General features: G+C 65.8%; 9 protein-coding genes. 4 read left to right on the top strand and 5 right to left on the bottom strand.

Annotated elements, in window-relative coordinates; genetic code table 11:
* Positions 1 to 3 precede the first annotated feature (3 nt).
* Positions 4 to 651 carry a hypothetical protein gene (locus I5E68_RS11875; RefSeq protein ID WP_197163961.1) on the bottom strand — a complete coding sequence of 216 codons (648 nt, stop codon included), beginning with the start codon at positions 649 to 651 and terminating at the stop codon, positions 4 to 6.
* Between the two features lie 144 nt (positions 652 to 795).
* Between I5E68_RS11875 and thiE the strand changes: the two genes are divergently transcribed.
* Entirely contained in the window at positions 796 to 1,458 is a 663-nt protein-coding gene (thiE, locus tag I5E68_RS11870) for a thiamine phosphate synthase (protein WP_197163959.1), read from the top strand.
* An 87-nt stretch (positions 1,459 to 1,545) separates the two neighbouring features.
* Here thiE and I5E68_RS11865 read toward each other — a convergent pair whose 3' ends face one another.
* A complete protein-coding gene (locus I5E68_RS11865; protein ID WP_197163957.1) occupies positions 1,546 to 2,736 on the bottom strand; it encodes a helix-turn-helix transcriptional regulator in 1,191 nt (396 codons plus the stop codon).
* A 94-nt stretch (positions 2,737 to 2,830) separates the two neighbouring features.
* On the opposite strand from I5E68_RS11865, the gene cysD reads away from it, so the two are divergent.
* The 3 genes from cysD to I5E68_RS11850 are packed head-to-tail and all read left to right on the top strand — an operon-like array spanning position 2,831 to position 6,420.
* Complete coding sequence (gene cysD / locus I5E68_RS11860; RefSeq protein ID WP_197163955.1) at positions 2,831 to 3,742, top strand: sulfate adenylyltransferase subunit CysD; 912 nt, start codon at positions 2,831 to 2,833, stop codon at positions 3,740 to 3,742.
* Between the two features lies 1 nt (position 3,743).
* Positions 3,744 to 5,681 (top strand): sulfate adenylyltransferase subunit CysN, encoded by a 1,938-nt coding sequence (cysN, locus tag I5E68_RS11855; RefSeq protein ID WP_197163953.1) that lies wholly within the window; start codon positions 3,744 to 3,746, stop codon positions 5,679 to 5,681.
* 1 nt (position 5,682) lies between these two features.
* A complete protein-coding gene (locus I5E68_RS11850) occupies positions 5,683 to 6,420 on the top strand; it encodes a 3'(2'),5'-bisphosphate nucleotidase CysQ (protein WP_197163951.1) in 738 nt (245 codons plus the stop codon).
* Between the two features lie 54 nt (positions 6,421 to 6,474).
* On the opposite strand, the gene I5E68_RS11845 is transcribed toward I5E68_RS11850, so the two are convergent.
* The 3 genes from I5E68_RS11845 to I5E68_RS11835 all read right to left on the bottom strand — a co-directional run bounded on the left by I5E68_RS11845 (position 6,475) and on the right by I5E68_RS11835 (position 11,785).
* Positions 6,475 to 7,068, bottom strand: a complete 594-nt coding sequence (locus I5E68_RS11845) for a MarR family winged helix-turn-helix transcriptional regulator (RefSeq protein ID WP_323982152.1) — start codon at positions 7,066 to 7,068, stop codon at positions 6,475 to 6,477.
* A gap of 62 nt (positions 7,069 to 7,130) precedes the next feature.
* Positions 7,131 to 8,576, bottom strand: coding sequence for an efflux transporter outer membrane subunit (locus tag I5E68_RS11840; RefSeq protein ID WP_323982151.1), 1,446 nt, complete (start codon positions 8,574 to 8,576; stop codon positions 7,131 to 7,133).
* Complete coding sequence (locus I5E68_RS11835) at positions 8,573 to 11,785, bottom strand: multidrug efflux RND transporter permease subunit (RefSeq protein WP_197163949.1); 3,213 nt, start codon at positions 11,783 to 11,785, stop codon at positions 8,573 to 8,575. Before I5E68_RS11835 ends, I5E68_RS11840 begins: the two co-directional genes overlap by 4 nt.

Genomic DNA, 11,785 nt, shown 5'->3' with positions numbered 1-11,785 from the left:
CAGTTATCTGCCCGCGGCGAAACTGAAGCCGAACTGGTAGGCGAAGGGCGGCGGGTTGCCCTGCTGGGTGCGGCCGGGCGAGACGTCGACCAGTTCGAGCCTGCCACCTGCGATCGCGAGTGCCTGCCCCTGCGTCACGTCCCGCGTCTGGCTCCGCCCCGCATTGACGATGCGGACCTGCACGACGACGCGTCCCGCCCAGGTGCACTGTGCACCCGCTGGGCAACGGCTGTCCTCGACGATCGCCAGCGGCGTGATGGTCGCACTGCCGAGACTGCGGCTTTCGCCGATGCGCGTATAGGCGAGCGGAGGACCCGAATAGGGAGCTGCCGGGCTGGCCTTGGGCGGCAGCTCGCCGGTGACGGGCGAGGGCAGTGGGGCCGAGGGCCTGGATGGCGCACCTGCTTCGGGCAGGAGTCCGGTCGGTTCCTGCTGCTCGCCTGGAGTCGTCTGAACAGGCCGCGCAGGAGCGCGCTGCGTTTTCGTCGGGATTTCGGGCGGGTACTGCACGGGCGGCGGGGGTGGCGCAGCGCCGGGGTTCTCCGGAATGATACGGCAGCCGGCAAGGCCAATGGCGAGCAGGACGAGCGGCAAGGCCGGCGGCGTTCCCCTTCGTGTCTTGCGATGTGCCTTCGATTCTGTCGCCTGCATCGGCAGCGCCTCTTCCCGATCTCGTCCCGTCATGGCGCGCAATCTAGTCCCGCTCGATGAACTCTCGCCGAATGCGCGAGCGGCGGGCCTGTTCCCGTCGGCACGGGCTTGGCGTTCGTCGCGAGCCGGGCTAGAGCGCTGGGCATGAGCGATACTGACATCGAACGCGAGCCCACCGCCCTGTACCTCATCTCCCCGCTGGAGGTTGGTGGCGACTTCCCGCAGCGCCTGGCACGGGCGCTCGATGCCGGACCGGTCGCGGCCTTCCAGTTCCGGGTCAAGGATGTGGACCAGCACGAGGCCGCGCGTCTTGCAGAGCCACTGCAGGCGATCTGCGCCGAGCGCGGCGTGGCCTTCATCGTCAACGACTCGATCAGTCTTGCCAAGCGCATCGGCGCGGATGGGGTGCACCTCGGTCAGGACGACGGTGCTGTCGAGGAAGCGCGCGATGCACTGGGCAAGGATGCGCAGATCGGCGTGACCTGCCACGACAGCCGTCATCTTGCCATGGAGGCGGGCGAGGCTGGTGCCGACTACGTCGCTTTCGGGGCCTATTTCCCGAGCACTACGAAGGAGACCAAGCACGTGGCAGGCGTCGATCTGCTCGAGTGGTGGCAGGGTATCTTCGAGATCCCCTGTGTCGCCATCGGCGGCATCACCCCGGACAACTGCGGGCCACTGGTCGCTGCGGGGGCTGACTTCATCGCTGTTTCGGGTGCGGTGTGGGGCGGCGACGAAGCGCTCGCAATCGCCACTTTCACCAAGGCCATCGAGGCTGCCATGCCCTCAGCTTCCGCGCAGGCCTGACCTGCGCGGCAATCGTCCGGCCCATCCGGCGGGCGCGTTCTGTGCTAGTGAGGGCATCCGGGGCGTGGGAGCTTGTTCCTGAACGGCTCAGCGCATGAGCGCCGTGCCTTCATGGATACGCTTCACCAGCTGGGTCTGCCCGCTGACACCCAGCCTTGCATATATGCGCTTTGAGTAATTGCGCGCGGTTTCGAGGCTGAGGCCAAGTGCCTGCGCGCCCTCGGCGATAGAGGCGCCTTCCGCGAGAGCGAGGGCTAGCTGCGCTTCGCGTAGCGGCAGCCCATGGACTTCGCATAGCCTTGAGGCCGCCTGCGGCGAGGGCGGGGCGGGCAGGGGTAGCAAGGCCAGTAGCGCCCCGCGCGTTTCGTCAACCGCAAGGCCTGCAGTTTCCTGCGCGGGTTCAGCCGCCTCGCCAAAATCGTTCGCGAAGCCACGAGGAACAAGCAGTGCCTCTATATGCGGGTCCTCGCTCAGTAACAGGGCATGGCTCTGCGTGCGGTCCGAGGGCATGGCCTGGGCCAGTGCAGCGAGATTGCGCTCCGTGGCAAGGGGCAGGTTGAGTAGTCGTTCGCCGAGCCTGGGGCGCGCGCCAAGGTGTTCCTCCCAGTATTGCGCAGTCGCCGGGTCAATATCGACCAAGCGAGCTTCGCGGTCGAACATCATCCAGCCACGCCGGCTGCGCCAAAGGGCTTGCCGGGCGATCCTGGCGTCTGCGCGATCGCGGCTGAGTTCAGTTCGAAGGTCGAGTGCTTCGGCTAGGTAGGGCGCGAGGTTGGAAAGCAGCGCACCTTCGCTTGCTGAGCAGCGCTGGGTCTTGCGGGCGATGGCCAGCCATGCTGCCGGTTCTTCTCGCGCCTGTCCTCCACCGGCATCACGGCTACGCAGCGCGAGTCGTACGACGCGTTCATCCTGAAGGCCCAGCGCCGCCATGGCGCGCCTGCGCTCGACCCGGGCCACCGGATCGTGCTCGACGAGTTCTGCGAGGGAGTAAACTCGGCCCGGGCGCAGCGCCTCGAGATGCGGGCGGTCGCGCTCGAACAGGGCGGTGATGGGGCTTGCCCGGTCGCCGCGCGTGAGCGCGGGGGTGACATTGCCCGGTGCATCGCAGGTGCGATACCGTGCGGACGTTGCCTCGCCGCTGCGCAGATGCAGAGCCGCGAAGTCGACGCCGAGGCGACGTTTCAACCGGCCCAGGAAAGTCGAGAACGCCGGATTCTCGTCGATACCGCGCAGCAGCGGCAGGATCAGGTCGGTTTCGTCTCTGCTCGTGAGGGCCATGCCCTCCCATATGGGAGGTTCGTGGCTGTGTCATCTCTGTAATCACCCTCGGCAGGACAAGTCACGGCGCGGTACGCACAGAAAAGAGAGCCCGATGAAGACACTGACCCATCTCGAGAGACTGGAAGCCGAGAGCATCCACATCATCCGCGAAGTCGCCGCCGAGGCGGACAAGCCGGTCATGCTCTATTCGGTCGGCAAGGACAGCGCGGTCATGCTGCACCTTGCGCGCAAGGCGTTCTATCCCGCACCGCCGCCGTTCCCGCTGCTCCACGTCGACACGACCTGGAAGTTCAAGGCGATGTACGACCTGCGCGACAAGATGGCCGAGATGTCGGGCATGGAGCTGCTCGTCTACAACAACCCGGAGGCCAAGGAGAAGGGCATCAACCCGTTCGACCATGGCTCGCTCCACACCGACATGTGGAAGACCGAGGGGCTGAAGCAGGCGCTCGACAAGTACGGTTTCGACGCCGCGTTCGGTGGGGCCCGCCGCGACGAGGAAAAGAGCCGCGCCAAGGAGCGCATTTTCTCGTTCCGCACTTCCTCGCATGGCTGGGATCCGAAGAACCAGCGCCCCGAGCTGTGGAACCTCTACAACGCCAAGAAGGCGCGTGGTGAATCTATCCGCGTCTTCCCGATCTCGAACTGGACCGAGCTCGACGTGTGGCAGTACATCCGCCTCGAGAACATCCCCATCGTCCCGCTCTACTTCGCCGAGAAGCGCCCGACTTTCGAGTGGGAAGGAGGCCTGTTCATGGCCGACGATCCCGAGCGCCTGGAAAAGGTTCTGGGCTACATGCCCGAGATCACCGAAAAGTCGATCCGCTTCCGCACGCTCGGCTGCTTCCCGCTGACGGGGGCGGTCGAGAGCGAGGCGGCGACGCTGACCGACGTCATCCAGGAAACACTGCTGACGACGACCAGCGAGCGGCAGGGCCGCGTGATCGACAAGGACGCTGGCGGTGCCGGCATGGAAGTGAAGAAGCAGCAGGGGTACTTCTGAGATGGCCGACATCGAAAACACCGATCCGAAGTACGTCGTCGACACCCTCATCGCGGAGGACATCGACGAGTACCTGAGCCAGCACGAGCACAAGACGATGCTGCGCTTCATCACCTGCGGCAGCGTGGACGATGGCAAGTCGACGCTGATCGGGCGCCTGCTCTACGATTCGAAGATGATCTTCGAGGACCAGCTCGACGCGCTCGCCAACGATTCCAAGAAGGTCGGCACGCAAGGGCAGGACATCGACTTTGCGCTCCTCGTCGACGGCCTTGCCGCCGAGCGCGAGCAGGGGATCACCATCGACGTCGCCTACCGCTTCTTCAACACCGAGAAGCGCAAGTTCATCGTCGCCGACTGCCCGGGGCACGAGCAGTATACCCGCAACATGGTCACCGGCGCCTCAAGCGCGGACCTTGCGGTGATCCTGATCGACGCGCGCAAGGGCGTGCTGGTGCAGACGCGCCGCCACAGTTACCTGTGCCATCTGATCGGCATCAAGAACATCGTTCTTGCCGTGAACAAGATGGACCTCGTCGATTACAGCCAGGAAGTCTTCGACAAGATCGTGGCCGACTATTCCGAGTTCGCCGCCTCGATCGGGATCGAGAGCTTCACCGCGATGCCGATCTCGGGCTTCAAGGGCGACAACATCACCTCGCTCTCGGAAAACACGCCTTGGTACAAGGGCGATGCCTACGCCGGCGTGCCGCTGGTCGAGCATCTCGAGAACGTCGAGGTCCTCAGCTCTGTCGACGCCGACAAGCCGTTCCGCATGCCGGTGCAGTGGGTCAACCGCCCCAACCTCGACTTCCGCGGTTTCTCGGGCCAGATCGCGACCGGTTCGGTCAAGCCGGGCGAGAAAATCCGCGTCCTGCCTTCGGGCAAGACCAGCACCGTTTCCAAGATCGTCACTTTCGATGGCGATCTCGACGAGGCGGTTGCGGGCCAGTCGGTCACGATCTGCTTCGAAGACGAGATCGACTGCTCGCGCGGCTCGGTGATCTCGGTGGCTGACAGCCCGCCGCAGACTGCGGACCAGTTCGAATCCACCTTCGTGTGGCTGGCCGACGAGGCGATGGTGCCCGGGCGCGCCTACTGGCTGAAGCTGGGCACGCAGATGGTCTCGGCGACCGTTGCGGAGCCCAAGTACGAGGTCAACGTCAACACCATGGAGAAGCTCGCGGCCAAGACGCTCGAGCTCAATGCCATCGGTGTGGCCGAGCTGACGACCGACAAGCAGATCGTTTTCGAGCCCTACGCCGAGAACCGGCAGCTGGGCGGGTTCATCCTGATCGACAAGATGACCAATGCCACGGTTGCCGCAGGTATGATCAACTTCAGCCTGCGCCGTTCGCAGAATGTGCACTGGCAGGCGGTCGACATCGGTCGGCGCCAGCACTCCGCGCTCAAGAACCAGGTCCCGGCCCTCTTGTGGTTCACCGGGCTTTCCGGCTCGGGCAAGTCGACCATCGCCAACATGGTCGAGAAGAAGCTGCACCGGATGAACCGTCACACTTTCTTGCTCGACGGCGACAACGTGCGCCACGGTCTCAACAAGGACCTGGGCTTCACCGAGGCCGACCGCATCGAGAACATCCGCCGCGTGGGCGAGGTCTCCAAGCTCATGACCGACGCAGGCCTCATCGTGATCACCGCCTTCATCTCGCCCTTCCAGGCGGATCGCGAGATGGTGCGCTCGATGATGCCGGAAGGCGAGTTCTTCGAGGTCTTCATCGACACCCCGCTCAAGGTCGCGGAAGCGCGTGACGTGAAGGGGCTCTACAAGAAGGCGCGCGAGGGCAAGCTCAAGAACTTCACCGGGATCGACAGCCCCTACGAGGCGCCGCGTAGCCCCGAAATCCGCATCGACACGACCACCATGTCGCCAGAGGAGGCTGCTGACCTCATCGTCGACACCTTGCTGGGAGATGCCTGAGATGACGATGACCGACGGCGATCTCGCCGCCCATCTCGCCGAAGTGGCGGGCCGCATCCTGCTCGAGGTCCGCGCCTCGGGTGTGTTCGAGGGCAAGGCGCTGGGCAAGGCGGGCGACCAGACCGCCAACCAGTTCCTTGTCCACGCTCTCAAGGCGCATCGCGCAGAGGACGGGCTGCTCTCCGAAGAGGAGAAGGACAACGCCGAGCGGCTTGCCAAGGAGCGGGTGTGGATCGTCGATCCTGTCGACGGGACCCGTGAATACGGCGAGGAACGCGCCGACTGGGCGGTCCATGTCGGCATGGCGGTCAAGGGCGAGCCCGCACTCGGTGCTGTCGCTCTGCCGGGGGCGGGCAAGGTCCTGCGCTCGGACCAGCCGGGCGAAGTGCCAGCAGCGCCACAGACCCTGCGCATGGTGGTGAGCCGTACCCGGCCCGCCGCCGAAGCAACTGCGGTCGCCGAAGCGATCGGGGCCGAGCTGGTGCCGATGGGTTCGGCGGGTGCCAAGGCGATGTCGATCCTGCTCGGGCAGGCCGACATCTACCTGCACTCGGGCGGGCAGTACGAATGGGATAGCATGGCACCGGCCGCCGTCGCTCTGGGCTGGGGGCTTCATGCCTCGCGCATCGACGGCAGTCCGCTGGTTTACAACCAGAGCGACGTCTACATGCCTGACCTGCTGATCTGCCGGAAGGAGCATGCAGAGATGGTGCTCGAGAAGGTTCGCGCGCTGGGCTGAGCGGCTCTCGCCCTCCGGGGCGAGCCATCGTCGATTGATAGCGCCGGTCGGGAGTCAGTCCCGGCCAGCGTTCTCGTACATGCGCTCGAGAAAATCGCGCAATTGTTCCAGTTCAGCCTCGCTGAAACCCCGGAAAACGCGCTCCTCTCCCTGGCTGGCGATCTCGCCGAGCTGGTCAAGCAGCGGGGCTGCGGCGCCGGTCACGCAGACCGCGCGCGCACGGCGGTCGTCCTCGCGTTCGCGCCTCTCGAGCAGACCTTCCGCGCACAGCTTGTCGATCAGTCTCCCGGCAGAGGCTTCCGAAATCTCGAGGATTTCGGCGATGGTGCGCTGGCTCGCGCCTGGATTGCGCGCAATCGCCGCAATCATCGTCCACTGTGAGCGCGTGACCCCGATATCGCCGACCCTGCGGTCGAAGCCGTTGCGCAGGGAGCGTGCCAGCACGGTGAGGCGAATGGTGATCTGGCGGCGCACCGGATCGCTGCCGCGCAAATTGCCTGGGGTGGGGCATGCTTCGGGAGTGGCGTTGTCGCGCAAGCGCAGTTCCTTGTCATTGCCGTCGCAGCGGCTCGAATGGGTCTCGTCGCCCGGCGCGCCACGCAGACGACACGGCACTCCGGGGATCAGCGGGCAAGGCCCGATGGTCAAGGCGGGAAGGGCGGCTTTGCGATGACCGGCAGGACAGGCCCGCTCAACGCCCCCGTATGTGCCTAGGATGCTTCCGGCGCACTGGCCTGGTCGCCACCCAGTACGCGATAGAGCGTTACCCTGTTCCCTGCGACGGCCAGGCGCACCGCGATCTCGGCGATGCGCGCCGTATAGAGCGAGCGCTGGGCATCGAGATTGTCGAGCGAGCTGGCAATGCCGCGACGATAGGTAGCCTCGGTAAGCGTGGCGTTGTCGCGCGAGGCTTCGGTGAAGGCGCTCGCCGCGCGCAGTCTCTCGCCCAGCGTGCCCTGGTCGGCAAGCGCGTCCGCGGTTTCGGCAAAGGCGTTCTGCACGGCCTTCTCGTAGACCGCGAGAGCAGCCTCTTGCTGCGCCCGGGCAACGGTGACACCGGCGCGGGTGCCGCCGGCGTTGAAGATCGACCAGTCGCCGCTGGCTCCCAACGTGGTGGTACGCGAGGCACTATCGAACAGGGCGGAAAGAGAGGTCGAGGCGAAGCCGACCAGCGCCGAAAGCGAGATCGTCGGGAAGAGCTGCGCCCGCGCGACGCCGATATTGGCATTGGCTGCGCGCAGGGCATATTCCGCCTCGACCACGTCGGGCCGGCGCAGCAGGACGCTCGTGTCCATGCCAGCGGGTACGGTACCCAAACTGTCGATCACAGTGTCGATGTCTTCGGGTAGCAGCGCCCGATCGAAGTCCGCGCCGACGAGCAGGCGCATTGCGTTGACGTCCTGCGCCAGAGCGGCCTTTTGCGCGGCGACATCGCCGCGTGCGGTCTCCAGCACTTGCTGCGCCTGGCGCAGTTCGGTGCGCGGGGCGATGCCGCCCGAAAGGCGGGCCTCGCTCAGCCTGACGCTGTCCTGCGCGCTGATGACAGTGGCTTGCGCGATGCGCAGGAGTTCGGCGTCGGCGGCGTGGACGGCCCAGGTCTGCGCAATGTCGGCAACGAGACCTAGCCGCACCGTACGCGCGGCAGCCTCGGTCGAGAGGGCCGTGTTGCGCTGGGCATCGGTTGCACTGGCAAGGCGCCCGAACAGGTCCAGCTCGTAGCTCGAGATGCCGCCACTCAGGGCATAGGACATGCCGTTGAGGCCAAAGCCACCGCCGGTCTCGCGGTCGGTCGCCGAACTGGTGAGACCGACCTCGGGGAACTGGCTCGAGCGCGTCACCGTCACCTGCGCGCGCGCGGCAGCGAGATTGGCCGCGGCCTGGCGCAGGTCTCGGTTGTTGGCGAGCGCCTGTTCGATCAGGGACTGGAGCCGGGCGTCAGTGAAGATCTGGGAATAGGATACGATCGGCAGTCCGGCTTCGCTGCGCGCGAGATAGGCATCGCCGACTGGCCAGGTCTGCGGCGCGGGCATCTCGGGCCGCACGTACTCGGGCGCCATCGAACAGGCACCGAGCGCGAGCGCGGGAAGGGCGCTGCCCAGCAGTCGGGCGATGCGTCGCTGCATGGAGCGGGGCGAGGTCATGATCTGCGTGGTCATGCGCCTTCTCCTGCGTTCTCGGGCTTGCCCTTGTTGCGCTTGCGTTCGTCGAGATAACCGCGTGCCGCAGCGAGGCCGTCGCGTACGCCGCGGCGCACGAGCACGAAGAACAGCGGAATGAAGAAGATCGCCAGCACTGTCGCAGTCAGCATGCCGCCGACCACCGCAGTGCCGATGGCGATGCGGCTGTTGGCGCCGGCACCGCTCGCGGTTGCCAACGGCAGAACGCCGAAGATGAAGGCGAAGCTGGTCATCAGGATCGGGCGCAGACGGATGCGGGCTGCCTCGACCGCGGCCTCGATCACGCGCATGCCTTGCTTCTCCGCCTGTTCGGCAAACTCGATCATGAGAATCGCGTTCTTGGCGGCGAGGCCCATCGTGGTGAGCAGGCCGATCTGCAGGTAAACGTCGTTTTCAAGTTCGCGCAGCGAAACTGCGGCGATCGCGCCGAGCAGGCCGACCGGGATGATCAGGATGACCGCGATCGGGATGGTCCAGCTCTCGTAGAGCGCAGCGAGGCACAGGAACACGACGAGCAGCGAAAGCGCATAGAGCAACGGAGCCTGGCCCGAGGATATGCGCTCCTGGTAGGATGAGCCGGCCCAGGCGACACTGACCCCCTCGACCTGGCCGGCGAGTTCTTCCATCACGTCCATCGCCGTGCCCGAGCTGACGCCCGGCGCGGGCGTACCCGAGAACTCGTAGGCCATGAGGCCGTTGAAACGCGAGGTCGTGCTGGGTGCGGTCGACCAGCTGGTCGAGGCAAAGGCCGAGAAGGGCACCATCTGGTCGCCGCTACCGCGCACGTACCATTGTGCGAGGTCCTCGGGGCGCGAGCGGAACGGCGCATCGCCCTGCACGTAGACCCGCTTGACGCGGCCCTTGTCGATGAAGTCGTTGACGTAAGTGCCGCCCCAGGCGGTCTGCAGGGTGGCATTGGCATTGGCAGGCGTGATGCCATAGGCCGTCAGCGCGCGGGTATTGGTATCGACCTTGAGCGTCGAGACGTCGGGCAGGTCGGAAAGGCGCACCGAGGCAAGGCGCTCGTCGGCCATGGCCTTGGCAAGCAGGCGGTCGCGCACGGTGGTGAACTGCTGGCGCGGCATGCCGGTGCGGTTTTGCAGCTCCATGGTGAAGCCCGAGGACGAACCCAGCCCGCGGATTGCGCCGGGGACCAGCACGAAGACCTGGGCATTGCGGAACTTGCGGAATTCGGCGCTCGCACGCTCGACGATGGCGTCGGCGCTCTGGTCGTCGCGGGTGCGCTTGCTCCAGTCGCTGAGCCGGACGAAGCCCGAGCCGGTGTTCTGGCCCGAAGCACCGCGACCGCCACCGGCGATGGTGAAGATGCCGTCGACGTTTTCCTTCTCGTTGGTGAGGAAGTAGCGTTCGACCTCGCGCTGAATCTTTTCGGTCTCGGTACGCGGCGTGCCCGCGGGCAGGCGCCACTGTACCATCACGTCGCCCTGGTCCTCGTTCGGAAGAAAGCCGGTGGGCAGGCGGTTGAACAGCAGCCAGGTGCCGATGCAGGTGATCGCGAAGAGCCCCAGCCAGCGCCACTTGTGCGCGACGACGGTCTCGACCTGTCGGCCATAGGCGTTGCTCATGCGCTCGAAACCGGCGTTGAAGCGGGTGTGGAACCAGTGCCAGCCGCGCGCCAGCCAGGGCAGGTGGCGCTCGATCCAGTTGGGCTTCTCGCCGCCCGAACGGGTCTTGAGCAGCGATGCGCACAGCGCCGGGCTGAGCACCAGCGCGACGAGCACCGAGAGCACCATGGCCGCGACGATGGTCAGCGAGAACTGGCGGTAGATGACCCCGGTCGAGCCGCCGAAGAAGGCCATCGGCAGGAACACCGCACATAGCACGAGCGCGATCGCGATGAGCGCGATCTGGATTTCCTTCATCGACTCGATCGTCGCGTCGCGCGCGCTCATGCCCGGGTTTTCCTCGAGCAGGCGTTCCACGTTCTCGACCACGACGATCGCGTCGTCGACGAGCAGGCCGATGGCGAGAACCAGTCCGAACAGGGTCAGCGTGTTGATCGAGAATCCGACGAGGTAGAACACTCCGAAGGTGCCGAGCAGCACGACCGGCACCGCGATGGCCGGGATCAGCGTGGCGCGCCAGCTTTGCAGGAACACGAACATGACGATGACGACCAGCACGATGGCCTCGAACAGCGCCTTCTCGACTTCCTCGACCGAGAGTTCGATGAACTTGGTGCTGTCGCGTCCGTACGTGAATTCGAGCCCGTCGGGCAGGCTTGGCGCAAGCTCGGCCATCTTGGCCTTGACCGCGAGCGCGGTCGCCAGCGCGTCGGCGCCCGGCGAGAGCGAAATCGACATGCCTGCGCCGGGATGGGCGTTGTAGCGCATGCTCGAACTGTAGTTCTCGGCGCCGATCTCGACCCGGGCGACGTCGCCGATGGTCACGCTCGAGCCGTCGGCATTCGTCTTGAGGACGATGGCGCGGAACTGCTCGGCGGTCTGGAGACGCGAACCGGCAGTGACGATGGCGTCGATGGCCTGCTCTTCGGGGGCTGGAAGCCCACCGATCTCGCCCGCCGCAACCTCGGTGTTCTGCGCGGTGATCGCGGAAGTCACGTCGCTGGGCATGAGCTTGACCGCGGCGAGCTTGCGCGGGTCGAGCCAGATGCGCATCGCGTGCGGCGCGCCGAAGACGTTGACTTCACCGACCCCCTCGATGCGCGAGAGCGGGTCCTGGATGTTCGAGGCGAGATAGTCCGAAACGTCCTGGTTCGAACGTGTGTCGGTCTCGTCGTAGACGGTGACGAGGATCAGCTGGTCAGGATTGGACTTGGTCACCGTGACGCCGCGCGCCTGCACCGATTGCGGCAGGCGCGAGAGGGCGGACTGGACCTTGTTCTGGACCTGGACCTGCGCGATGTCGGGATCGGTACCCTTGTCGAAGATCGCGCTGATAGAGGCACGACCCTGGTTCGAGGACTGCGAACTGAAGTACAGAAGCCCGTCGATGCCGGTGAGGTTCTGCTCGATCACCTGCGTGACCGAATTCTCGATCGTCTCCGCAGAGGCGCCGGTGTAGGTGGCAGAGATGTTGACCTGGGTCGGGGCGATGTCCGGATATTGCTCGTTGGGCAGGTTGAGCAGCGCTCCCAGGCCCGCAAGCATCACCACGATGGCAAGCACCCAGGCGAAGATCGGCCGGTCGATGAAGATGCGTGACAT

It is taken from the genome of Novosphingobium aureum, from assembly GCF_015865035.1.
Taxonomy (GTDB): Bacteria; Pseudomonadota; Alphaproteobacteria; order Sphingomonadales; family Sphingomonadaceae; genus Novosphingobium; species Novosphingobium aureum.
This window is presented reverse-complemented; position numbering and strand designations above follow the sequence as displayed.

Coding starts and splice junctions, on each gene's coding strand:
- I5E68_RS11875 (WP_197163961.1), bottom strand. CDS start 651: ATGCAGGCGACAGAATCGAAGGCACATCGCAAGACACGAAGGGGAACG.
- thiE (WP_197163959.1), top strand. CDS start 796: ATGAGCGATACTGACATCGAACGCGAGCCCACCGCCCTGTACCTCATC.
- I5E68_RS11865 (WP_197163957.1), bottom strand. CDS start 2,736: ATGGCCCTCACGAGCAGAGACGAAACCGACCTGATCCTGCCGCTGCTG.
- cysD (WP_197163955.1), top strand. CDS start 2,831: ATGAAGACACTGACCCATCTCGAGAGACTGGAAGCCGAGAGCATCCAC.
- cysN (WP_197163953.1), top strand. CDS start 3,744: ATGGCCGACATCGAAAACACCGATCCGAAGTACGTCGTCGACACCCTC.
- I5E68_RS11850 (WP_197163951.1), top strand. CDS start 5,683: ATGACGATGACCGACGGCGATCTCGCCGCCCATCTCGCCGAAGTGGCG.
- I5E68_RS11840 (WP_323982151.1), bottom strand. CDS start 8,576: ATGACCACGCAGATCATGACCTCGCCCCGCTCCATGCAGCGACGCATC.
- I5E68_RS11835 (WP_197163949.1), bottom strand. CDS start 11,785: ATGTCACGCATCTTCATCGACCGGCCGATCTTCGCCTGGGTGCTTGCC.